The sequence below is a fragment of the Gordonibacter sp. 28C genome (genome assembly GCF_003339845.1).
In the GTDB taxonomy this organism is placed as follows: Bacteria; Actinomycetota; Coriobacteriia; order Coriobacteriales; family Eggerthellaceae; genus Gordonibacter.
The window spans coordinates 1-23,291 of the sequence record NZ_PPTR01000006.1; the positions used below are offsets into that span (position 1 = coordinate 1).

15 protein-coding genes are annotated in these 23,291 nt (G+C 63.4%); 6 read left to right on the forward strand and 9 right to left on the reverse strand.

All coding sequences use genetic code 11. The features are described 5' to 3' along the window. Positions 1 to 565 precede the first annotated feature (565 nt). The 4 genes from C1878_RS08870 to C1878_RS08885 form a co-directional block, all read right to left on the reverse strand. Positions 566 to 1,120, reverse strand: a complete 555-nt coding sequence (locus tag C1878_RS08870) for a glutathione peroxidase (RefSeq protein ID WP_114601269.1) — start codon at positions 1,118 to 1,120, stop codon at positions 566 to 568. Between the two features lie 143 nt (positions 1,121 to 1,263). Continuing rightward, a complete protein-coding gene (locus C1878_RS08875) occupies positions 1,264 to 1,869 on the reverse strand; it encodes a cytochrome c3 family protein (protein ID WP_114601270.1) in 606 nt (201 codons plus the stop codon). 158 nt (positions 1,870 to 2,027) lie between these two features. Continuing rightward, on the reverse strand, positions 2,028 to 3,812 hold the full coding sequence (locus C1878_RS08880; protein WP_114601271.1) for an FAD-binding protein: 1,785 nt from the start codon (positions 3,810 to 3,812) through the stop codon (positions 2,028 to 2,030). 358 nt (positions 3,813 to 4,170) lie between these two features. Continuing rightward, the gene (locus C1878_RS08885) at positions 4,171 to 4,404 is read right to left on the reverse strand and encodes a helix-turn-helix domain-containing protein (protein WP_114601272.1); all 234 of its coding nucleotides are present in this window, start codon (positions 4,402 to 4,404) and stop codon (positions 4,171 to 4,173) included. Between the two features lie 125 nt (positions 4,405 to 4,529). On the opposite strand from C1878_RS08885, the gene C1878_RS08890 reads away from it, so the two are divergent. Further along, positions 4,530 to 5,504, forward strand: a complete 975-nt coding sequence (locus C1878_RS08890; protein WP_158539772.1) for a LysR family transcriptional regulator — start codon at positions 4,530 to 4,532, stop codon at positions 5,502 to 5,504. Here C1878_RS08890 and C1878_RS08895 read toward each other — a convergent pair. Beyond that, on the reverse strand, positions 5,501 to 6,277 hold the full coding sequence (locus C1878_RS08895) for a nitroreductase family protein (protein ID WP_114601274.1): 777 nt from the start codon (positions 6,275 to 6,277) through the stop codon (positions 5,501 to 5,503). The genes C1878_RS08890 and C1878_RS08895 overlap by 4 nt on opposite strands. Positions 6,278 to 6,345: 68 nt before the next feature. Further along, positions 6,346 to 7,149, reverse strand: a complete 804-nt coding sequence (locus C1878_RS08900; RefSeq protein WP_114601275.1) for an EFR1 family ferrodoxin — start codon at positions 7,147 to 7,149, stop codon at positions 6,346 to 6,348. A gap of 105 nt (positions 7,150 to 7,254) precedes the next feature. On the opposite strand from C1878_RS08900, the gene C1878_RS08905 reads away from it, so the two are divergent. Continuing rightward, positions 7,255 to 7,773 carry a TetR/AcrR family transcriptional regulator gene (locus C1878_RS08905; protein WP_114601276.1) on the forward strand — a complete coding sequence of 173 codons (519 nt, stop codon included), beginning with the start codon at positions 7,255 to 7,257 and terminating at the stop codon, positions 7,771 to 7,773. Between the two features lie 94 nt (positions 7,774 to 7,867). Here the strand turns inward: C1878_RS08905 and C1878_RS16460 are convergent, their stop codons facing one another. Beyond that, a complete protein-coding gene (locus C1878_RS16460; protein ID WP_147272926.1) occupies positions 7,868 to 12,247 on the reverse strand; it encodes a Spy0128 family protein in 4,380 nt (1,459 codons plus the stop codon). 356 nt (positions 12,248 to 12,603) lie between these two features. Here C1878_RS16460 and C1878_RS08920 point away from each other — a divergent pair, with 356 nt between their 5' ends. Genes C1878_RS08920 through C1878_RS08935 form a run of 4 tightly spaced genes read left to right on the forward strand, consistent with a single transcriptional unit; the run spans position 12,604 to position 17,592 of the window. Continuing rightward, positions 12,604 to 13,302, forward strand: coding sequence for a response regulator transcription factor (locus C1878_RS08920; RefSeq protein WP_114601279.1), 699 nt, complete (start codon positions 12,604 to 12,606; stop codon positions 13,300 to 13,302). Beyond that, positions 13,299 to 14,408 carry a HAMP domain-containing sensor histidine kinase gene (locus C1878_RS08925; protein ID WP_114601280.1) on the forward strand — a complete coding sequence of 370 codons (1,110 nt, stop codon included), beginning with the start codon at positions 13,299 to 13,301 and terminating at the stop codon, positions 14,406 to 14,408. Before C1878_RS08920 ends, C1878_RS08925 begins: the two co-directional genes overlap by 4 nt. A gap of 47 nt (positions 14,409 to 14,455) precedes the next feature. Next, complete coding sequence (locus C1878_RS08930) at positions 14,456 to 15,238, forward strand: ABC transporter ATP-binding protein (RefSeq protein ID WP_114601281.1); 783 nt, start codon at positions 14,456 to 14,458, stop codon at positions 15,236 to 15,238. Beyond that, positions 15,232 to 17,592 (forward strand): ABC transporter permease, encoded by a 2,361-nt coding sequence (locus tag C1878_RS08935; RefSeq protein WP_158539773.1) that lies wholly within the window; start codon positions 15,232 to 15,234, stop codon positions 17,590 to 17,592. Before C1878_RS08930 ends, C1878_RS08935 begins: the two co-directional genes overlap by 7 nt. Before the next feature lie 53 nt (positions 17,593 to 17,645). Here C1878_RS08935 and C1878_RS08940 read toward each other — a convergent pair whose 3' ends face one another. Together C1878_RS08940 and C1878_RS08945 are read right to left on the reverse strand one after the other, a co-directional pair. Next, a complete protein-coding gene (locus tag C1878_RS08940) occupies positions 17,646 to 22,541 on the reverse strand; it encodes a 2-hydroxyacyl-CoA dehydratase (RefSeq protein WP_241963675.1) in 4,896 nt (1,631 codons plus the stop codon). Positions 22,542 to 22,598: 57 nt separating this feature from the next. Next, on the reverse strand, positions 22,599 to 23,291 hold the full coding sequence (locus C1878_RS08945; protein ID WP_241963676.1) for a TetR/AcrR family transcriptional regulator: 693 nt from the start codon (positions 23,289 to 23,291) through the stop codon (positions 22,599 to 22,601).

Here is a 23,291-nt window from a genome sequence, read left to right on the forward strand (position 1 = left end):
CGTATATGTGGCAACCTGGGAAGAATTGCCGGTTGTATGGACGCGACCATTATCAGCCCAAAGATCCACGGTCAAATGAGAAGACGATATGAAGTAGGGGCTCACAATGTTCTACTCATATCGTCTTTTCACAACACCGTTCACTTTCTCCGGTCGGTCAATCCGACGATTCCGATGACAACTGACATCAAAGCGCACAAGGCGATAACCGTTTGTACATCCATCGCGATCACCCCCTCTCGGGGATGCCACCCGGCAAGCGAAGCACCACATCTGCCATTATACGCGCCAAACCGACGCGCAAGTAAACTATTTTCCCAGATCAAATGCCTATTTCGGTTGGATTCCCGCAAGCTTTTTGCATGGTTTCGGCAAGACCCGTGCAAGCTTCAAGCAAGGTTTCGGCAAGCTCGTTAATGGAACTTTCGGGAGAAAATACGAACGAATGGAAACGGAGTCGGCAGATGAAAAATCGGTTGTGGAAAACAGGGGACGCCGCCGCGTCGAAAAGCGAATGCGGCGGCGCCCCTTTCTACGTGCTCGTCAACCGGCTTGCGGCGTCTCGCTATAGCAGCTCCTCCACGGCGGGAGCGACGACGTCGGGCACGGACGCGGTGGGCTCGAAGCGGCGGACGACGTTGCCGTCGCGATCGACGAGGAACTTCGTGAAGTTCCATTTGACGGACGGGCTGGAGGCGAAGTCGGGATCGTTCTTCGCCAGCATGCCCTCGAGCAGGGAGGCGAGCTCGTGACCTTCGTCGAAGCCCTTGAAGCCCTGCTGCTGCTCGAGGTAGGAGAACAGCGGCTCGGCGTTCTCGCCGCTCACTTCGATCTTCGCGAACTGAGGGAACGTCACGCCGAACCGAGAGGTGCAGAACGCGGCGATCTCCTCGTCGGTGCCCGGCGCCTCGTGGCCGAATTGGTCGCACGGAAAGTCGAGGATGTCGAAGCCGCGGTCGTGCAGGTTGCGGTACAGCTCCTCGAGCTGGGCGTACGTGGGCGTGAAGCCGCACTCGGTGGCCGTGTTCACCACGAGCAGCACGCGCCCGCGGTAGTCGGCGAGCGAAACGTCGTTGCCCTGCTGGTCTTTGACGGTGAAATCGTAGATGCTCGTGGCCATGGGACCCTTCTTTCGACAGAGGGGCCGGCTGCGGGATCCTCCCGCAGCCGGCAAGTTCTTGCTTCCCATGATACCTTTAAATGTTATTTCTTTACTAACATTTTACGAAACGGTCATGAATTCGTTACGCAAAGGTCCGCGCGTCACTGATGGCACGTGTGGCACTGGTAGTCGTTGGTGTGGTGACACGTGATGCAGAACTCGGGCGCCGTTTCCTGAACGGGCTCGCCGGAGTGCAGCGCATGGCAGTCGGCGCACGTCTGCTCGGCATGCCCCTCGCCCGCCGAACGGGCATGAGGGTTGACGACGGTGCCCTGCGCGTCGGTCAGCACGGTGACGTCCGCGGTTTTCGCGGCCAGCTCCTCGTAGCTGCCGTGGCAGGCGAAGCAAGCCTGTTCGTCGATGGTGGTGTCGCGCAGCCTCGTGGCGCGCTCCTTCGCCAGATCGGGCGTCGCCCCCTCGTGGGCCTTCTTCAAGCCGGCCTCGTCGGTATGGCACGTCGCGCACGCGTTCCCTCCCTTGGCGGACAGCGCCCCGTAGCAGGGAATGCCTTCGAGCGATTCGTCTTCCGCGGCATGGCAGGTCGCGCAGTCGGCGTCGGCCGTCCAGGCGAAGTCGACGGTGATGGAGGTGTCTTTCGCCAGCGGGCCCTCGAGCGTTTTCGGAGCGCAGCCCGCCCCGGCCGCCACGGCGGCGAGCAGGCAGACGGCGCACACGGCCGACGCGATGCCGGCCTTCGCGTTTCTCATGGTCGTATCTCCCTTGATGAGCCAGCCACACGGCGGGGAATGGGGAGGGAGGGTATCCCCGCCGGTGGCATGGATCCGATTTCGATGCCCGGCACCGCGCGGGTGCCGGGCGAGCGGCGGCGCGAGCACCTAGAGAGGCTGCGCCGCCGGTGCTCAGGTTACTTGGCGTCCCACGCCGTTTCGGCCGCCGCGTTCTCGCCGGCGATGCGGCCGCACACGATGCACTCGGTCACGTTGCCGCCGCCCTGGTACACGAACTTGAAGCACGAGGATATCTCGCCGGCCGTGTACAGGCGCGGGATGGGCTCGTTGTTCCAGTCGATGACGTGGCGCTCGCCGTCGGCCTGCAAGCCGCCCTTCGTGTTCGGGCCGCCCGCCACGAGCGGCATGGCGTAGAACGGAGGCGTGTTGATGGCCTGGAAGCCGGGGTCGGTCACTTCGCCCGTGAGCGAGTTCTTGGTGGCGCTCACGCGGCCGAACTCCTCGTCCACGCCGGTGTCCACCATCTTCTGGTACTGCTCCATGGAGGCGGCAAGCACGGCCGGATCCATGCGGCCCTTGTTCAGATCGTGCGTGTCGCGGATCTTCTGCGCCAGCTCCTCGATGGTGTCGGCCTTGATGAGCCAGCCGTTGTCGATGGCGTTCTGGTTGTCCTTGTCCCAGTCGATGATACCGAAGCCGCAGGTGGAAAGCGTGGTGTTCACCAGCGGGCCCTGCTTGCGCTTCGTTTCGTCGATGATCATGTAGGCGGGGTCGTTCGGGTACTCCAGGTCGATGATGTCCATGTGCACGGCGTTCTTGTACGAGAAGTAGCGGCTCGGATCCTTCGTGATGAGCGTCTCGTCCATGAAGCGCTTGCCCTCGGAGTTCACCACCACGGTGCCGGCGCCGCCCACGGAGTCGGTGATGGAGCCCACGTTCATGGGGCCCACCTTCACGTCCGGGCACGACCAGATGAGGCGCGACGCGGCCTTGCCCACCTTCGCCAGCTGGGCGCCCACCTCGCAGCCCATGCGGATGCCGTCGCCCTCGTTGGACAGCGTGCCGTAGAACGCCCAGCCCGTGATGCCCTGCCCTTCCAAGAACGCGCGGCGCATCTCCTCGTTGTACTCGTAGCCGCCGGTGGTGAGGATGACGGCCTTGCTGGCCTTGACGCGGACGTCCTTGTCGCCCTCCGTGGCCACGACGCCGATGACGGCGCCCTCGTCGTCCACGATCAGGCTCTTGCCCGGCGTCTCGTAGGCGATCTCGATCTTGTCGGCGCGATCGGCGATGCCCGTCTTCAGGCAGTTGAAGAACGCGAGGCCGGCGGCCGTGTCCTCCTTGGGCAGGTCGAGCGTGGGATAGTCGGGGCCGGTGGCCGATTTCATGTACGTGGAGTTGTAGCTCATGTAGCCGCTCTCCTTGGCGCCCGGGAACGAGGGGAACGCCGCGCCGCCGCGCTCGATGACCTTGAAGTCGGGGTCGAGGCTCTGCATGAACTCGACGTTCTTCGGCTCGTATTCCGCGAACTTCTCCACGATGTCGTCCACGAACAGGGGCGACTGCTCGCCCTCGGCCTTCGTGGGAAGATCGTCGCCGCTGAACATGGCCAGCAGGTACTCCTTGAGCGCCTCTTTGTCGCCGTTCGGGTCCGGCGAGTGGAAGATGCCGCCCGACATGACCGTGTTGGACAGGTGGCTGTCCTCGGCGTTCTTCTCCAGCACGAGCACCTTCGCCCCCGCGTCGGCCGCAGCGATGGCCGCGCACGCGCCCGCGCCGCCGAAGCCGACGACGACCACCTCGGCCTCTTTGTCCCACGTCTCGCCGGACGACGCCGCGGCCCCCGAACCGCCGCTGCACCCGGCAAGGCCCAGACCCGCCGTGGCCATGGCCGCGCCCGCCGCGGCAACGCCGGCCCCCTTGAAGAAATCGCGGCGTGAAACTCCCTTTTCCTGCGTCATATTGCTCCCCTTCCTCCGTTTTGCCCTTCGAACAAGCGACTCCCCTTGAAACGTATCGCGTGCTCCGCAAAAGGAGTCTGCGAAACGCAGTATACGAGGGCTGACCTGCATAGATGAAATGCAAGTATCAGATGGGGCTATACGGAGAAGAGCCGATGCCAGCGTTGATGCGCAAGGCTTCATGCAGGTTGCGCATATGCGCCGTTCGCAAGCCGCGATTTGAAAAGAGGACGCGAAAGCCCGGCGGCGCAAGGCGGCGCGGGCGCGCATGCGGGGAAGTGCCGCGCACGACAGAGAAACGCCGAAGCTCGCACCCGAAGCCGGATCGGGAAACGGGCTTCCGGTGCAGAAAGCGCGGCTACTCGCCGAAGAACAGGTCGGAGTCGAAGAACTCCTCGAACGTCACGCCGAGGCCCTTCACGATCTTCTCGAGGTTGATCACCGCCACGTTGCGTTTGCCGGTTTCGATCTCCCCGAAATACGAGCGCGACATGCCGATGAAGTTGGCGAAGTCCTCTTGGCTGACATCGCGTTCCGCCCGCAGCTCCTTGATGCGCAGGCCGATCTTGCTTCGAATATCGTAGTTGCCCATACGGTCCCCTCCCGTTTCCCTCCATAATTCACCATGCCCCGCTATAAGTTGACCCGGTATAAGCGGCAATTGGTGATAGGATGTTTCCGAGGAGTTCGTGTAACCTAAGCGTTACAGGAGGGGTTATGGACATCGGCGTTTTCCGCGAGTTCGCCGAGATCGTGATGCAGGGCAGCTACTCGGCCGCTGCGAAAGCGCTCAACCTTTCGCAGCCCACGCTGAGCCGCCACATCGCCGCCTTGGAAAAGGAGCTGAACGCCAAGCTGGTGGCCGACGTCCTGCCCGTGAGGCTCACGCCGGCCGGCGACGCGGTGTTCCAGGCGGCCCTGAGCATGGGCGACCTCTACACCGGCATGCAGGACGACCTGGCCGAGCTGCGCCGGGCGTCGCCCGAGCGCATCCGCTTGCACGACACGCCCGCGCTCGGGCCGCTGCTCGTTCGCCTCGTCGCCGCGGCGAACGGGACGGTGCGCGCCCATCCGCGCACCGTCGTGGAGTACGTGGCGCCTCGATCGGGGAAAACGCCGGGAGAGGCGGTGGCGGAGGGGCTCTGCGACCTGTCGTTCGTGCAGTTGGTGGAGGAAGTTTCAAGCGAAGGACAAGGCGGCGGGCAGGGCGGCGGCCCGACCTTCCAACCGCCCGAGGGCGTGCTCGCGACGGCGTTGTCCCGCTCGGAGAACCGGCTGGTATTCGGCATGCCGTTCGGGGCCGCCAACGCCGCGGAGGCGAACCTGGCCTCGCTCAGGCACGAGACGTTCTTCTTGCTCGCGCACAAGTCGTGCGAGCCTCTCAAGGAAACGTTCGCCGCAGCCTGCCGGAACCGCGGCTTCCGGCCCATCGTCAAGATGTTCCCTTGCGCCCGCTACGAGGAGCTCTACCTGATGGACCACGGCGACGGCGTCCATGTGCTGTCCGAAGACGACCTCTCGGCCGACGCCTCCCTCGCGCGCCGACTGGAAGAGCGCATGGCCCTCGTTCCCTTGGCGGCCTCCGACGGGCTACGGCTGCGCTGGCACGCGCTGCACCGCGACTTCGAGCCGGCCGTCGACGGCGCCTTCGCCTGCTTCCTCAAGCTGCTGGCCGAACCAAGCCTCCCCTAACGTAGAGCGACGACCGCCGGCTCCTTCGGCGCGGTGCGCCGGTAACGCACCGCGGGATGGCCCAGCACCAGCGTCGCAACCGCCTTCTGCCCCCGTGAGAGCCCCAGTTCCCGGCGCAGCGCCCTAGAATGGTTGACCGCCATGGCGAAGAACCCGCTGTAGAGCACGCCCAGCCCGTGCGCCTGCGCCATGAGCTCCATGTTGGATGCGGCGAGAGCGGCGTTCACCTTGTCTTTCGACACGACCACGATCGCAACCGGAGCCTTCTTGAAGAAGAAATGCTCGTCGATCTCCGTGCGCCGCGCCGTCTCGTCCACGAGGCGCACGAAAGGCATGAGGCGGCGGAACAGGCGCACCGCCAAAGCCTCGCACCGCTCCAAACGCTCGCGCACCACCACGTAAGATACGTCCTGCGCGTTCTTCCCGGTGGGCGTGAGGCGCCCGGCCTCGATGACGCGGGCAACCGCCTTCTCCGAAACGGGACGATCGGCGAAGCGCCGCACGCTGCGCCGCTCGCCGATGGCCGCGAGCAAGCGGTCGGGGTCGAGCGTCGCCGGCTGGCCGACGGGGCGCGGTTCCTCGTCGAAGCCGCTGATGGAAACGGCGGCCTGCGGGCATATCGCCACGCAATGCGCGCACATGATGCAGTCCTGCGCGAGCACGGCCGCCGTCTTGCCGTTCAGGACGATGTTGCCGGCGGGGCAGTCGTCCCGGCACAGGCCGCAACCGATGCAACGTGCGGCGTCTATCGCGATCTCGTGGTGGTGCAGCATGGGAGGCTCCTTCGCGGGTCCAGGTAACGGAAGCGCCGAGCGGGCGACTCCTCGGCGGTCAGGGGCGGTCAGGCGCCGGTCACGTCCTCGAGGCAGTAACGGCGGCGCGCCTTCGTCTTCTCGCCGTACTCGATGGCCCGCGTCGGGCAGCCGCCGATGCAGGCCATGCAATGCGTGCAAGCGCCCTGCCAAACCGGGTGACCGCCCACAAGCGCGATGTTGCCCAAGGGACAGCGCCGCGCGCATGCGCCGCAGGACGTGCACGCGTCCGTCGCCGCGAACGCCTTGTCATGCACGAGCGCGGGGTAGAACAGCGCGTTGACCGGGCCGCTGCGCAGCCTGGCCTTGAAATCGACCGGCGGTTCGGGAAGCGGGGCGTCGTCGGCGATGAGGGCGGCCGCCTTTTCAATCTGCGGGCCGGCGCCTGCCATGAGGGCTTCGCACGTCGCCGCGTCGGGCGTTTCGTACAGGGCGACGTAGTTGTCGGGCATGATCACCGGAGCCAACCCCCGGAATCGCAAGCCCCTCTTCACGCAGAGGCGCTTCGCGTAGGCCGCCGCGTTGCCGACGCTGCCGCCGCAGGTCAGCACGAAATACGCGTCGCGGTTTCCCTCGAAACGCGTCGCGTCGATCCAACGGGCCACCACGCGGGGCATGCGCCACGCGTACGTCGGCGTCACGAACACCAGCGGCCGGTGCGACGAGACCGCGGGCGCGGCGCCCTCCCTCGAGGCGCCTCCGTCCAAGGTGCCTCCATCAGAAGCACCTCCCTTCAAGGCGGCGTTGATGGAAACCAGCTCGTCGTCGAGCTTTTCCGCAAGCCGCCGCGCCGCCCACCGGCTGTTGCCCGTGCCGCTGAAATACAAAATCATGGTGCGTCTCCCGGTTCGGTGGTAAGATTCGATGTGATACATTTTGTATCAGGTTGTGCTTCGCCGTCAATCCGCCACCAGAGACAAAACGGGGTGATCTGTCTCATGGACAAAAGAAAGCAAGCGAACCAGCGCGTGAAGGACCAGCTGCTGGGTGCGCTCATCGAATATGCCGGCCGGAAAGACTGGTCGAAAGTGACCGTCACGGAGCTGGTAGAGCAGGCCGGCGTCGCCCGCGCGTCGTTCTACCGCAACTTCGCCTCCGTGGAGGAGCTTGTCGATTACGGCATCCGGCAAGTCACCCAGCGCTATCACGAGGGCATGCCGGACGGGGACGTCAACAGCCGCGAGCGCCTTGAGTTCAAGTTCCGCTTCTACCAAGAGCACGCCGACCTTGTGCTGGCCTTCCACCGCGCCAAGGCGTCCACGTCGCTGCTCGACCTCATCACCGACTGCGAAATCGATGCCTGGGGCGACATGCCCATGAGCTCGCTCGCGCGCTACGAGCTGTACTTCTACGCGGGCGCGTTCTACAACGTGCTGCTCTGCTGGCTGGAAAGCGGCATGAAGGAGCCTCCGGAAACGATGGCCGCCGAGTTCGCGCGCATGATGGGCGGACCGTAAAAGCTTTTTGGAGGCCCTGGGCGAGTAAACGCCCGCGTAGGCTTGGTTGCTGCCTGCGCGGGCGTCTCTCAGCCTGATATTTCAAGCTTGCCGTTTAAGCTTGGCGGTTTGCCTTCCTTTCCTTGCGCAGCTTCGAGGCGGCCAGCACGACCCCCGAGCCCGCAGCGACCATCAAGAGGGTCGCGGCCGCGCCGCCGACGCCGTCGCCGGTCTTGACGATCCTCGTGCCGTACTTGTTCACGAACTTGACGTCCTTGGGGTTCACTTGGTCGGAAACCGTGCCGGTACGCGGATCGTAGTTGCGCCAGTAGGTGAGCTCCTCGTTCAGGATGCCCCCGCCGACGTCGTGGGCGGTAACCGACGCGTAGAACACCGCGTCCGTGTAGAACACTCCGGAGGCGGACCCCTTCTCCTCGTAGATCTTGAGGACGTAGGTGCCGGCGTGCTCTATGTAGAGGGACGGGAAGGTGATGGTGCCGTCGGCTTTGTTAGTGGTGGATACCCTCCCGTTCGCGTAACCGTTGCCGACTATCTCGTTGGGATCGCCCTTCACGACCTCGGCGGTGAACGTGAACTCGCCGTCGCGAAGGTCGCGGCCCTCGAGCACTTTGAAGCCGGTGAGGGTGGGGTCGATGCCCTTGTAGTTCAAGCAGTTGTCCACGCTGAACTCGATAGCCGTGGCGTCATGGGCGAAATCCGCAGTGAACTGGTTGTGGTCGGGGCCGTCGCCGCCCATGTAGGTGACGGTATAGGCGCCCTGATTGGTTTCGACGAGCGTGTACGTTTCCCCGTCGACGAGCACGTCCGCCCAATCGACGACCTCGGTGACGGAAGCGTCGTCCAAGAAGAAGTCGATGTCGGTTGCCTGGCCCTTGACGTTCACACTGGACTTTCCGTACGCCACGGGATCGCCCTGGGCGTCGCGGAGCTCGAACGCGAAGTCGCGAGCCGTAAAGTTCGCCCCGCCCGACACAGTCTTCGATCCGGCGAAGCCGAAACCGGTATCGAGGATGTTGGTGATGCTGAACTCGATGGCTACGGCGTCGTGGCCGAAGTCCGCTACGAACTCGTTTCCGAGCGCGCCGGTGCCGCCGGAGTAGGTTACAGCGTAGGCCCCCGCGTTCGTTTCAACGAGAGCGTACGTCTCACCGCTGACGAGGATTTGGGTCCAATCGTCGATCTTGGTCAGGCAAGAGGGCTCTTCGTAGAACTCCACGTCGGTCGCCATGCCCTTGGCGCTGACGCTCGCCTTGCCGTAGGCCACCGGATCGCCTGCGGCATCCCTTACCTGGAACTCAAAGTCCCGTGCGACGAAGCTCGCCGAGCCCTCGACCGTCTTGGTTGCGGAAAGATTGAATGTGGTGTTGCGGGTGTTGAGGGCGGTCACGGCTATGGACTGGGAGGCGCCGGAGAAGTCGGGGGTGAACCCGTTGGACAGCGCGCCGTCGCCGCCCGAGTAGGTGACGGCGAAGCCGGAGCCGCCGCCGGTCTCGACCAGCTCGTAGGCCTGGCCGCCCGCGAGCACCTCGGTCCAGTCGGTCACCGGCTCGGTGCGCTGCGCGTCCTTGAAGAAGTCGATGGGCGTCGGGGCGTCGGCGGAGGCCACGTCGGCGCGGCCCCAGGCCACGGCGCCGGAGGCGCCGCGCACCTCGAACTCGAAGGAGCCGGGCTCGAAGTCGGCGGTGCCGGTGACGGTCTTGTAGGCCTTGAAGTCGAAGCCGGCGTTCTTGGTGTTGAGGGCGGTCACGGCTATGGACTGGGAGGCGCCGGAGAAGTCGGGGGTGAACCCGTTGGACAGCGCGCCGTCGCCGCCCGAGTAGGTGACGGCGAAGCCGGAGCCGCCGCCGGTCTCGACCAGCTCGTAGGCCTGGCCGCCCGCGAGCACCTCGGTCCAGTCGGTCACCGGCTCGGTGCGCTGCGCGTCCTTGAAGAAGTCGATGGGCGTCGGGGCGTCGGCGGAGGCCACGTCGGCGCGGCCCCAGGCCACGGCGCCGGAGGCGCCGCGCACCTCGAACTCGAAGGAGCCGGGCTCGAAGTCGGCGGTGCCGGTGACGGTCTTGTAGGCCTTGAAGTCGAAGCCGGCGTTCTTGGTGTTGAGGGCGGTCACCTCGATAACTTGGCTGCTATCGGAAAAAATGGGAGTGAACTCGTTATGGTCGCTTCCCTGACCGCCCGAGTAAGTCACATTGAAGCCGGATCCGCTGCTCGTCTCAACGAGTTTGTAGGTTTTCCCGCTCGTGAAAACAAGCGTCCAGTCGGTGATCTCGGTCGTGCGCGAACTCTCTTTGTAGAACTTGATGGGCGTCGAGGAATTAGCATCCGTGGGGGTAACCGTTCCATAGGCGACCACGGCATCGGAATCGTCGCGGATCTCGAACTCGAAAGTCGAAGATTCGAAGTCGGCCGTGCCGGTTACCGTCTTATAAGCGCTGAAATTGCAGATGGATTTCGCATTGGTGAACGTCACCCAGTTGCCGATCGGCGTGGTGTCTTCGACTATCGTGCCGGACCACGAAAGCGTACCCGGCTCCTGACTGCCCCCTGCTCCTTCAAGGGTTGCCTGGAATCGAGGATCGGAGGGCTCGGTGACTTTATATTTCATTCCCACCGGTATGTTTTTGATCGTTATCGTTTCATTTGGCTTGAGGGTGAGCTTGGCCTTTCCATCGACAACGCGAAGCGTCTCCTGCCTCCATGGCGCAGTGCTCGAGACATAAGGATAGCTTGCGGTTTCGATTCCCAACTCGATATCGAATTCGAAGGAAAGAGAACTATCGGAAATGCCAGTAACCGTTTTCTTTATTTGAAGGCTGCCGTACGAGCCGGCATCCTTTTTGTTCGTGATGGTAACGTACCGGTACTCGCCATCGTTGAAAACCCACTCATAGTCGGCTTCCATTCCCGAAATGGGCTCTTCCACTACTTTGTATTGGTCGTATCCGTCGGCATCAAGCCCGAGGAAACTATGGAACCAACTATTGCTTGAATCGAGGACGGCGGTTTCAACGAACGTGTCACCTTTGTACAAATGAACGGTGACCGGCACAGAGGGCGAGTCGGGGAAGACTTTCCTGACCGAAAGGGTCTTCTCGAGATCGCCGGAAATCAAAACGCCGTTCGAGGCAATCCCGCCTCCTGAACTTCCCGATTCGTTTTCGAAAAACACCACTGATTCGGCACTTTTCGCTTGTGCGTTTGCTTTATCCGAATCAGAAATCTGAGCGGTTAGATTTAAGGTAACGAGGGCGAATTTGTAGTCTTCGGGATTGAGTTCCTCTCCCGTACGCTCATTGATCCATGTTACTTTTCCGCCGCCCAGACACTCATCTGAAGCGTAAAACGGATAGTTGTTAACATTGGTGTTCAAATAAACATCGTTTCCACCCTGGCTGTCGGAAGCGACATTATCAAAAACCGCCGTACTGGACGCAATACCGGATCCAAGCCAAGCGGAACCGGTGTTGCACGTCCAAACGCCTCCACCCCTCTGAGCGGAATTGTCGTATACGAGAAGATTCGCAATGCGGGCGGTTGAATTCACTTCGACATACATTCCGCCGCCATAGCTTTTTGCGTTGTAGTTGTTCGATATCTCTCCTGCGTTTAAATGAGTGTCACCGCAAGTGTATATTCCCGCACCATGCGAGGTGCTCCCTGTCAGGGAGTTGTTCGATATTTTCCCACCGTTCATGATGAAGGTGCCGGCTTTGTTTACGGTAACACCGGCACCTTGCCTATTGTCTTCCGCCATGCTGTTTCCCGATATCTCTCCCCCATTCATGATGAAGGTACCGGGGATATCGGGATTCGTGGTGGTGTTGTAGCCGTTAAACCCCACATCGACCGCCTTGGTGCTTCCAGTCAGCTTTGCACTATCCGCGAGAACGAATTCGCCTTTCGTCAACACCAGGGTGCCGTTTTTCGCGTCTCCGCTTACCACGAGGCCGCCTCCGATAACGAGTCGACCATCGGTTTCTACCGTGATCAAAGGCGAGCTGTTCGCAGTGTTTCTCGTAAGGCTGCCGCCGGAGGAATGGGAGATCAAGGTTATGTCGCTGCCCGCAGGGATGCTGATGGGGCTGGTGACCGATATATCGCCTTGGATGGTGATGGTGGTCGGCGAGCTGCCGGCGCCGGTTATGGCGTTCTGCAAGGCCGCAAAAGTGGTCACTGTGGAATCGGCGAAGGGAACGATCCCCGATCCGGCCAGGGGCACGACGAGAGCCCCGTCGGGCTCGTCTTGCTTGGGAGCGGTTTCTTCAAGGCCGTTTTCTTCTGTTCCGGGGCTCTCGCCCTCTTCAAGGTAGGCTTCGCCACCTCCGTCCTCACCGACGGCGGAGGTCTCTTCGTTCGCGAGCGGCAATGCGCTCGCGCCGATGTCTTCGGGGTCGGCCGCGAAAGCGGTCAGCGTGTTCCCCGGAAATAGCGTTAAGGCCAAGGCAAAAGCCAAAGCGACCCTTGGTAGTTTTCTCATTGGTTTCATTCTTCTTACTCCCGCCCCTATGCAACTTTCACATGCTCGTTTCTAAAGACATGGACATGCGGCGATGCTAGCATGTAGGTTCTAAACAGGTCTTTTCCCAAATCTAAAATGATTCTTAAATCTTCGAGGCAGACGACGGAGGAATTGAATTTCACCTGTTCAAACATGGGGTTCGGGAACCCTGTCCGAGCGTAGGGGAACACTGCAGAAAGCCTCCTTGGGTCCTGCGCCCCGCCTCGCGGGCAAACGTCGTCTCCCTCAAATTGATACCCAACAGTAACTTTTCGCCGAACGGCAATAACCTACACTGTGGATAAAGGGCTTACGCGGGGGCGAAGGGGTGGACGATGCATTTTGATTGCCTTGTTGTCGATGACGAGGAAGCCCTTGGCAGAAGCGTGTGCGAGTACTTCAACCTTTTCGAAGTGAAGACCGAATGGGTTCCGGGAAGCAAGGAGTGCACCGCTTTTCTCAAGGGGAACACGACCGACCTCATACTGCTCGATGTGAACCTGGACGGCGAGTCGGGCTTCAACCTCTGCAAAGAGCTGCGCGAGAAGTCGGACCTGCCCATCCTGTTCATCAGCGCGCGCTCGAGCGACGACGACGTCTTGCTCGGGTTGGGGCTGGGAGGAGACGACTACATCGCCAAGCCCTTCTCGCTCAACGTGCTCCTTGCGAAGACGCAGGCGCTTCTCAGGCGCTACCGCAGAGACGGCGTGGACAACGCGCCGGATTCGGAAACTTGCTCTTTCGGCCGCTACACGCTCAACCAGGCCCGCATGTGCCTCGAGGAAGGCGACAAGGAGATAGAGCTCAAGTCCATGGAGTACAAGCTCTTGACCTACCTCGTGCAGAACAAAAACCGCACCGTCCCCAAAAACGAGCTTTTCCGACGCGTATGGGGCGCATCGGTCACCAGCGACGCCACGCTGAACGTGCACATACACCGGCTGCGCGAGAAGATCGAAGACGATCCCAACAACCCCCGCTACATCAAAACGATGTGGGGAGTCGGGTATCGCCTGGAGGCGCCCGACGCATGAAAAGACGGCTTTCGATACTGGTTGCCGTCTACCTCGTTTGCCTCGCGTGCGTCCTCGCCCTTTTCCACGCCCCCGCCCATACGGCCGTCGATTTGGCCTCCCTCAACGATGCGGCCATGACCGCCAAGGACGAGAACTGGGACGCGAAGCGCCTCGCCGCAGAGCTCGACCACGCCTACGAGCGGATGGCGGCTCAAAAGCAGTCACGCAACATGGAGCTGGAAACCGGGCTGATCGCCCTTCTCACCGTTTTTTGCGGAGCGCTCGCCGCGGCCCTGGTAAGAATAGAGCGAAGGATGATCCGCCCCTTTAGGCAGATGGAGAGCTTCGCCCAGCAGGTGGCTTCGGGCAACTTGGACGTTCCGCTGGCCATCGACAAAGCGAACAGCTTCGGCGCCTTCACCGAAAGCTTCGACCTCATGCGCACGGAGCTGGCGCGGGCGCGCGAGGCCGAGCAGCGCGCCAATGCGAGCAAGAAGGAGCTCATAGCCTCCTTGAGCCATGACATCAAAACGCCCATGGCGTCCATCAGAGCGACCTCGGAGCTCATGGCGGCAACAGCTCGAAGCGACAAGCAAAGAAGCCAAGCCGAAACCATCGTTGCCAAGGCGGATCAGGTGATTTGCCTGGTCGACAACCTTTTCGACTCCACCATGCGCGAGCTGCAGGAGCTGGCGGTGCATCCCCAAGAGCTGTCCAGCCGCGACATCGTCGCCATGCTCTCCAAGGCCGACTACGAGAAAGCCGTGGTTTTCGGAGACGTTCCCGACTGCCTCATCTACGCCGACCCGAACCGGTTGCAGCAGGTCTTCGACAACATCTTGGCAAACTCCTACAAGTATGCGGAAACCGACATCGCGGTAAGCGCATCGCTCGAAGACGACATGCTGGTCGTCGATATCAACGACCACGGAGCCGGGGTTGAAGCAAACGAGCTGCCGCTTTTGACCAACAAGTTCTACCGCGGGAAGAACGCCAAGGAGAAAAAGGGCTTCGGTCTCGGGCTATACAACGCGGCCTCTTTTATGGAAGGCATGGAAGGCGGCCTCGAATGCTTCAACAAACCTGACGGGTTCACCGTTCGCCTCATGTTCACCCTCGTTTAAGCATGCTCACCACGACCTCGGGGCTGCCGAGCCCCTGCAAGGAGACCATGGCAACGGACGCAGCGCGCGAAAACCAACCCCCCATCCTGTCGACGGTCAAACTCAGCAGGTCGTTCTCCGACGGCGGCATCCAACACCACGCCCTGAAGAACCTCGACCTCCAGATCAACCGGGGCGACTTCACGATCATCATGGGCCCGTCGGGCGCGGGTAAATCCACCTTGCTCTACGCCCTTTCCGGCATGGACCGGCCCACCTTGGGGAAGATCTTCTTCGACGGCCACGACATCTCCTCGCTTTCGGACGACAAGCTCGCCGTGTTCAGGCGAAAGCATTGCGGGTTCGTGTTCCAGCAGATATACCTGATAGGCAGCATGAGCCTGATGGACAACGTCCTGGCGAGCGGTCGGCTGCTGGAGCGCAGCACGAGAAAGCTCGTCGTCGAGGCGAAGGGATTGTTCGAGCAGGTCGGCATCGACGAGGATTCGTGGTCGAGGTTCCCGAGCCAGGTTTCGGGAGGCGAAGCGCAGCGCGTGGGCATCGTGCGCGCCTTGATCAACCATCCGGACATCGTGTTCGCCGACGAGCCGACCGGAGCCCTCAACTCGTCTGCGGGAGAATCGGTGCTCGACGTGATGACGGCGGTGAACCGCAGCGGGCAAAGCGTGGTCATGGTGACGCACGACCTCAACTGCGCCCTCAGGGGCAACCGGGTCTTGTATCTGATGGACGGGCGCATATGCGGAGAGCTGGACCTCGCACCGTACGAAGGCGCGGACAAGGAAAGGCGTGCATCGCTTCACGGCTTCTTAGAGCATCTGGGATGGTGAGCGTGAGAAACCTCGTCCCCCTCGCCATCGCCTATATCAGGAAGAGCAGAAGCCAGACGGCCGGCATGGCGGTTCTGGTCATGATTTCGGCCTTTCTCCTGAACATCGGACTCACCTTCCTGTTCCAGTACGGCCAGTTCTTCGATGAGCGCGCCGACGAGCTGAACGTCCCCCACCTCGCCCTCCTCCAACCGGAAGCCGCCACGACACCCGAGCAAAACGACTATCTCGCGCACTATCCGGGGCTTAAGGACTTGGAAACGGTTCCCGTGCTCTCCGCGCAGGGCGAGTTCTACGCGAAGGGCTCGAAGACGACGGCTGTTTTCATATTCGACCGCATCGACGCAGACCAGAACATGAGCCCGCCGACGCTTCTCGAAGAAGGCCGGCCCCTCGACGACGAATCCGTGTACGCGCCCTACATCATGAAAACCGCGGGGAAGTACAAGCTCGGCGACAACTTCACCTTCGCGATCGGGGGTCGGCAAAAAACCTTCACGATCGCCGGCTTCACCGAGGAGATAACCTTCGGCTCGCTCATGAGGACGAACTACCGATTCTATTGCACGCCGGCCGCGTACGCGGAACTGTCCGAAGACCTCCCCCTGACGAACAGCGTTTTGCTCACCGCCCAATTCGAGGACGCCGGCGAAAGCCTCTCCCTGCTCGACGATTATTACCGGGAGTTCTTCTTTTCCCATGAGTTGGAAAACGCCTCGTCTTTCAACATCGAGGCCCTGCCCTTGCAGCTTGTGAGGGAAGACCACACCTCCATCCCCTGGGTCCTCGCCGTGCTGCTGATCGCCTTCGCGCTGATCCTGCTTGTCATATGCCTTCTCACGATACATTTCCGCATCAGCGAGAGCATCGAGCAGAACGTGCAGGACATCGGGGCGTTGCAGGCCATGGGATACACGAGCCGCCAGATCAGCTCGTCTTTGGTCCTGCAGTTCCTGCTGATAGCGCTCGTGGGAAGCATCGCGGGCATACTGCTGGCGTTGGTCGTCCTTCCGGGCATCGCGCTGGTGCTGGAAAGCCAATCGGCCCTGCGGTGGGAGCCCTTGCCCGACGGCGCGCTCATAGCGGCAACCCTTTTCGCCATCTGCCTGATCATTGCCTTGGCAACCGTTCTGGCGTCCCTGCGGTTCAGGAAGCTCCGCCCCCTGACCGCGCTGCGCCGCGGTATCGAGGCGCACAACTTCAAACGCAACAGGTTCCCCTTGGAGACGACGCGCGGGCCGCTTTCGCTGATCATCGGCGCCAAGCAGATCGTCGGCAACGCGCGGCAGGGGGCCATGCTTTCCTTCATCATGGCAGCAGTGACCTTCGCCGCGGTTTGCGGCATCTCTATCTACTACAACGTGGGGGTGGATTCCAGCGGGTTCATCAAGGTCATCACGGGCGAGACGGCGGATGCGACCCTGGTGGTGAGCGACGAGGGCGATACCGAGGAGCTGCTGGATCGGCTCAACGGGGACCCCGACGTGCGCAAGGCCTTCGGATTCCAAAGCACGACGCTCGCCGTCGACGGGATAAACACCGTCGGCTACATCGTGGAGGATTTCGGCTGCCTGGAAGGGGACATGCTCGTATACGGACGGTACCCCAAGCACCGAAACGAGATCGCCATCGGGGGCAACGCTGCGGGCATGGCGGGCAAGGGCGTCGGAGACACCCTGACGGTGGCCAAGAACGGGCATGCCGAGGAATGCTACATCACGGGCATCCTGCAGATGCTCAACCACAGCGGCCTTATCGCCGCCTTGCCCCTCGACAGCCTCCGCTCCCTGCAAAGCGACTACCAGTTTACCCAGGTGTACGTTTCCCTCAACGAAGGGGTGGACGTCGACGCCTTCTTGGACTCGACGGCAGGCGAGTACCGCGAGGCCCTTTCCGCCGCGGTCGACACGAACGCGATGCTCGACGCGAAATACGGCAACTACGCGGACATAGCGGCGCTCATAGCCGCCCTGGTCCTCTGCATCACGCTCGTCGTCATCATCTTGGTGTTCTACACCGGCATGAAGACCACGATGATGCGCTGCAGAAGGGATATGGGCGTCCAGAAGGCCCTCGGGTTCACCACGGCCCAGTTCATGAACCAAATCGCGTTCAACTACGTGCCCATCATCTTCGTCGGCGTGGTGGTGGGAGGCGTGGTGGGGTACTACTGCTTCAACCCGCTGTTCGTTCTCGTCACCGCCGCGTTCGGAGTCGTGAAGACCTCGCTTCCCGTTCCCTACGGATGGGTGGCCGTCACGTGCGTCGTTTTGGTGGCCGTGTCCTACCTTGTGTCGCTTTTCGTCGCGTTGCGCATCCGCAAGGTCTCGCCCTACGAGCTCATAAGCGAGTAGCGGTGCAGAAAGGCACCGCTACTCGCAGCGCCGGCCCCGATCCCGGCCCGGTCCTACGCCTTCTCGGTCTCTATCTCCAGCTCGCCCATCTTTTCCTGAGCGGCGTGCGGGCGACCGGCGTCCACGAACTTGTCGCGCGTCGCCTTCGCCTCGGCCTCCTTGTCGGCCAGGTTCGCCTTCGCCACGGATATCATGAGCTTGATGCGGTTGAGCTGGTTCACCTCGGACGCGCCGGGATCGTAGTCCACGGCCACGATGTTGCTGTCGGGGTAGCGGCGGCGCAGCTCCTTGATCACGGCCTTGCCCACCACGTGGTTCGGCAGACAGGCGAACGGCTGCGTGCACACCACGTTCGGCGCGCCCGTCTTGATGAGCTCCACCATCTCGGCCGTGAGCAGCCACCCCTCGCCCATCGAGTTGCATAGGCTCAAGATCTCGCTCGCGTACTCGGCCAGCTCGTAGATGTCCGCCGGCGGCTGGAAGCGGCTCGACGCCTTGAGCGCGTTCGTCACCGGCGCGCGGAACCGCGCGATGACGTTGAGCGCGATGCGGCTGCCGAACGCGCCCTTGGCTGAACGCCCCAGCGGGTCTTTCTGGAAGATGCTGCCCGCGATGCCGAACAGGAAGAACTCAATGAGCCCCGGCACCACGGCCTCGCAGCCCTCGCGCTCGATGACGTCGACGATCTGGTTGTTCGCCGTGGGGTGGAACTTCACCAGGATCTCGCCCACCACGCCCACGCGCGGCTTCGTGCCCAGGCCCTCCAAAGGCAGCGTGTCGAAATCCTCCACGATGCGGCGCACGGTGTCCTTGAACACGCCGCGCTTCACCCCTTGCGACAGCTGGCCCTTGCATGTGGCCATCCAGTGGTCGAACAGGCGGTTCGCGCTGCCCGGCTCCACCTCGTAGGGGCGCGTGCGGTACAGGCACATCATGAGCAGGTCGCCGTAGCCCAGCGCGTACACGGCCTGCAGCAGCATCTTGGGCGTGACCTTAAAACCGGGGTTGTCCTCCCCCAGGTCTTTGAACGAAAGCGCGATAACCGGGATGTGCGGCAGCCCCACGGCGGCCAGCGCCTTGCGGATGAGCGAGATGTAGTTGGTGGCGCGGCAGCCGCCGCCCGTCTGCGTGATGATCACGGCCAGCTTGTCGGTGTCGTAGCGCCCCGACATCACAGCCTCCATGATCTGTCCGGTGACCAGGATGGACGGGTAGCAGATGTCGTTGTTCACGTACTTCAGGCCCGCGTCCACCGCGCCGTGGTCCACCGACGGCAGAAGCTCGAAGTTATAGCCCTCCTTGCGGAATATCTCCACGAGCAAGTCGAAGTGGATGGGCGCCATCTGCGGGCAGAGGATGGTGTAGCCCTCGTCCTTCATCTGCTGCGTGAACACGGCGCGCGGGAACTCGCTCGAGGCGCCCTCGCGTTGGCGGAAACGCTCGATGACCTCGGGGGCGGCTTTCTCGGTGAACGTCTCGGGCGGCGCGGGCACGGCCGCGGCCGCCGCTGCTTTGAGAGCGGCTTCGCTCTCCTCGGCCAACTCCTCGGCGATGGCCGCCTCCGTCGCGCCGGTCTTCTCGGCCACGGCCGCGTCGGGCGTGGAGATGAACTTGTCGGGGTCGAAGCTCATGGCCGGGCAGCCGCGCGGCATGAGCTCGGCTTCGGCGGCCTCGTCGGCTTGGTCCTTCAGCGCCGCCAGCAGGCTGCGCACGCGGATGCGCGCCGCGCCCAGGTTCGACACCTCGTCGATCTTCAGCACGGTGTACACCTTGCCCGCGCGCTCGATGATCTCCTGCACCTGGTCGGTGGTGAGCGCGTCCAGGCCGCAGCCGAAGCTGTTGAGCTGGATGAGGTCCAGGTCGCGCCGCTCGGTGGCCACCTTCGCCGCCGCGTACAGGCGCGTGTGGTACATCCACTGGTCCACCAGGCGTATGGGGCGCTCCAGCATGCCTAGATGCGCGATGGAGTCCTCGGTGAGCACGGCCAGCCCGAAGCTGGTCAGCAGCTCAGGGATGGCGTGGTTGATCTCGGGGTCGTTGTGGTAGGGGCGGCCGGCCAGCACGATGCCGTGCGTGCCCGTGGCCTCCATCCAGGCCAGCGTCTCCTCGCCCTTCGCGCGGATGTCGCGCTTGAACGCCTCGTCCTCGCCCCACGCGGCGTCCACGGCGGCGTCCACCTCGGCCTGCGTCGGCGCGCCAGATGCGCCCATGAGCTCCGGGTGCGCCTCGACCAGCTCCACGAACAAGCGCTTCTTCAGGTGCTCCTTCTGGTCGTAGGGCAGCCACGGGTTCAGGAACGGCACGTCCGACGTGCGCAGCTCGTCGATGTTCAGGCGCAGCGCCTCGGGGTAGCTGGCCACGATGGGGCAGTTGAAGTGGTTGCCCGCGCCCTCGTCCTCCTGGCGCTCCCACTTGCTGCACGGGAACCAGATGAAGTCGGGGTGCTTGTCCAGCAGGTTCATGATGTGGCCGTGGGAAAGCTTCGCCGGGTAGCACACGCTCTCCGACGGCATGGACTCGATGCCGGCCTCGTAGGTCTTCTTCGTGGACGGGTCGGAAAGCACCACGCGGAAGCCCAGCTTCGTGAAGAACGTGAACCAGAACGGATAGTTCTCGTACAGGTTCAGCGCGCGCGGGATGCCCACCGAGCCGCGCGGCGCCTCGTCGGCAGCCAGCGGTTCGTAGACGTCGAACAGGCGGCTCGACTTGTACTCGAACAGGTTCGGCACGACGCTCTTGTTCTCGTCGAACGTGCCCGCGCCCTTCTCGCAGCGGTTGCCCGTGATGAAGCGGCGATGCTTGCCGGTGATGTCGTCCTTGCCGAAGTCGTTCACCGTGAGCAGGCAGCTGTTCGAGCAGCCCTTGCAGCGCACGGTCTTGTGCGTGGGGGAAAGGGCCTCGATCTGCTCGAGCGTGAGCAGGGTGGAGGCGACGGCCGCCGGGGCGGCCGGCTTGTCGTCGTCGGTGCTCCATGCGGCGCCGGCCTCGGCCTTGCGCGCCTCGCGCGCGACGGCCTCGTGGTAGCGGTCGCGCGCCAAGAGGGCGGCGCCGAACGCGCCCATGTTGCCCGCGATGTCGGGGCGCACGGCCTCGACCTCTGACAGCTGCTCGAACGCGCGCAGCACGGCGTCGTTCAATAACGTGCCGCCCTGCACGATGACCTTCGTGCCCACGTCGTGCGGGTCGCGGATCTTGATGACCTTGAACAGCGCGTTCTTGATGACGGAGATGGCCAGGCCCGCGGCGATGTCGCCCACGGTGGCGCCTTCCTTCTGCGCCTGCTTCACGCGGGAGTTCATGAACACGGTGCAGCGGCTGCCCAGGTCGACCGGGCGCTCGGCCTCGATGGCCGTCTGCGCGAACTCGGCCACGTCCAGGTTCAGGCCCGTGGCGAAGCTCTCGATGAAGCTGCCGCAGCCGGACGAGCACGCCTCGTTCAGCATGATGTGGTCGATCACGCCGTCCTTCACGCGCAGGCACTTCATGTCCTGGCCGCCGATGTCCAAGATGAACTCCACGCCCGGCAGCATCTCCTGCGCGCCGCGCAGATGCGCCACCGTCTCGATCTCGCCGGAGTCCACGCGCAGCGCCTCGAGCAGCAAATGCTCGCCGTAGCCCGTGACCGTGGCGTGGCCGATGCGCACGAGCGGGCGGCCGGTGTCCTCGTCCACCGGCATGGCGTTGTACAGGTTCGCCAAGGCGGCCTTCGCGCAGCCCAGCACGTCGCCCTTGTTGCTGGCGTAGTGCGACCACAGAAGCGCCCCGTCCTCGCCGATGAGCGCGGCCTTGAACGTGGTCGAGCCGGCGTCGATGCCCAGGTACGCCGTGCCCTCGTAGCCCATGAGGTCGCCGCGGCGCACGGTCTCGGAAGCATGGCGCCGCTTGAACGCGGCGTAGTCGTCGGGGGTGGCGAACAGGGGGTCCAGGCGCACGACCTCGGAACCCTGGATGTCGCCCAGGTTCTTCAGGCGGTCGAGCACGTCGGACAGGCGCTCGGCCTTCACCGTTTCGCTGGCCGCGCCGGCGATGGCGCAGCCGTTGGCCACGAACAGGTGGGCGTTGGGGGGCACGATGATGTGCTCGTCGTCCAGCTGAAGCGTCTCGTAGAAGCGTTTGCGCAGCTCGGGCAGGTACTGCAACGGACCGCCGAGGAAGGCCACGTGGCCGCGGATGGGCCGGCCGCATGCCAGGCCGGAGATGGTCTGCGTGACCACCGACTGGAAGATGGACGCGGCGATGTCCTCCTTGCGCGCACCCTCGTTCAGCAGCGGTTGCACGTCGGTCTTGGCGAACACGCCGCAGCGGCTGGCAATGGGGTAGATGGTCTGCTCGTTTCGCGCGAGCTCGTTCAAGCCGCCCGCGTCGGTGTTCAGCAACGTGGCCATCTGGTCGATGAAGGCGCCCGTGCCGCCGGCGCACGTGCCGTTCATGCGCTGCTCGATGCCCTGGTCGAAGTAGATGATCTTCGCGTCCTCGCCGCCCAGCTCGATGGCCACGTCGGTGGCGGGGATGAAGGTTTCCACCGCCGTCTTCGACGCGATGACCTCCTGCACGAACTCCACGCCCAACCATTGGGCCAGAAGCAGGCCGCCCGAGCCGGTGATGGCGATGGTCATGGCCTCGCCGCCGAAGTCGGCCGCGGCCTCCTCCAGCACCTCCACGATGGTGGCGCGCACGTCGGCGTGGTGGCGGCGGTACACGGAGAACTTCACGTCGTTCTCCCCGTCAAGGATGGCCAGCTTCACCGTGGTGGAACCCACGTCGATGCCGATGTGCAGCGAGCCCTCCGCCGGCGCGTCGGGAGCCGCCTGCGCGGTGTCGGGCGTCGTTTGCGCAGCAGTGGAGGTCGCCGCGCCGTCTGAGGCTGGGGCGCTCGCCGCCGAAGCCTCCGGCATCGACGCCGCGTCCTCCGCTTGGTTTTCCTTGGTGCTCATGGGCTCGTTCGCCATGGCCTTCTCCTTTGCAAGTTCCCTCACGTTCGCCCTCTCGGCAGATGCCGGAAGACGCTACAGTTTGATCGATTCGCCCGGCTTGATGAAGAACAGGCGCATGGCTATGAGCGCCATCTCCTCCGAGCTTTCCCGCATGCCCGTCTCTATCCACCGCTCTATCACGCCCAGGTAGGCCGACGCGAAGAACGCCACGTAGTAGCCCACGAACGGCGCGGGATCGTTGCGGTAGCGTTCGTGGAGGATGGACTGGACCAGGTTCGTGCACACGGAGTCGCGCAGGCGCGGGCCGAAGCGCACGTCGCCGCCGGGCCCCAGCACCGCGTGCAGGAAGTCGCCCTGCTCGCGCAGGTAGTCGAACAGCTCCACCAAAAACGGCAGGGGCTTCTTGCGCGCACGGTACGTCATGAGGCTGCGCACGGTGAGGTCCTGCATCTGCGCCTGGAATCGCTCGAGGTCGTCCATGACCTCGTCCTCCAGCGCCGCCAGCAGCGACTCTTTGTCGTGAAAGTGGTTGTAGAACGTGCCGCGGTTCAAATCGGCGCGCTCGCACAGGTCGTTCACCGTGAACCCGTCGAATCCGCGCTCCTCCATGAGCTCGATGAGCGCGTCGCGCAGCGCCCGCTTCGAGCGGGTGATGCGCCGGTCCTCGCAGCACGCCGAAGCGGGACCCGCCGCGACGGGCCCTGCTGCAACCGGCGCGGCCTTCCCAGCCCTCGCGTTCGTGCTTTCTGCCACGGCAATCGCCAT

Coding starts and splice junctions, on each gene's coding strand:
- C1878_RS08925 (WP_114601280.1), top strand. CDS start 13,299: ATGAAAAGACGGCTTTCGATACTGGTTGCCGTCTACCTCGTTTGCCTC.
- C1878_RS08930 (WP_114601281.1), top strand. CDS start 14,456: ATGGCAACGGACGCAGCGCGCGAAAACCAACCCCCCATCCTGTCGACG.
- C1878_RS08940 (WP_241963675.1), bottom strand. CDS start 22,541: ATGGCGAACGAGCCCATGAGCACCAAGGAAAACCAAGCGGAGGACGCG.
- C1878_RS08875 (WP_114601270.1), bottom strand. CDS start 1,869: ATGAGAAACGCGAAGGCCGGCATCGCGTCGGCCGTGTGCGCCGTCTGC.
- C1878_RS16460 (WP_147272926.1), bottom strand. CDS start 12,247: ATGAGAAAACTACCAAGGGTCGCTTTGGCTTTTGCCTTGGCCTTAACG.
- C1878_RS08885 (WP_114601272.1), bottom strand. CDS start 4,404: ATGGGCAACTACGATATTCGAAGCAAGATCGGCCTGCGCATCAAGGAG.
- C1878_RS08945 (WP_241963676.1), bottom strand. CDS start 23,291: ATGGCGATTGCCGTGGCAGAAAGCACGAACGCGAGGGCTGGGAAGGCC.
- C1878_RS08905 (WP_114601276.1), top strand. CDS start 7,255: ATGGACAAAAGAAAGCAAGCGAACCAGCGCGTGAAGGACCAGCTGCTG.
- C1878_RS08900 (WP_114601275.1), bottom strand. CDS start 7,149: ATGATTTTGTATTTCAGCGGCACGGGCAACAGCCGGTGGGCGGCGCGG.
- C1878_RS08870 (WP_114601269.1), bottom strand. CDS start 1,120: ATGGCCACGAGCATCTACGATTTCACCGTCAAAGACCAGCAGGGCAAC.
- C1878_RS08920 (WP_114601279.1), top strand. CDS start 12,604: ATGCATTTTGATTGCCTTGTTGTCGATGACGAGGAAGCCCTTGGCAGA.
- C1878_RS08935 (WP_158539773.1), top strand. CDS start 15,232: ATGGTGAGCGTGAGAAACCTCGTCCCCCTCGCCATCGCCTATATCAGG.
- C1878_RS08890 (WP_158539772.1), top strand. CDS start 4,530: ATGGACATCGGCGTTTTCCGCGAGTTCGCCGAGATCGTGATGCAGGGC.
- C1878_RS08880 (WP_114601271.1), bottom strand. CDS start 3,812: ATGACGCAGGAAAAGGGAGTTTCACGCCGCGATTTCTTCAAGGGGGCC.
- C1878_RS08895 (WP_114601274.1), bottom strand. CDS start 6,277: ATGCTGCACCACCACGAGATCGCGATAGACGCCGCACGTTGCATCGGT.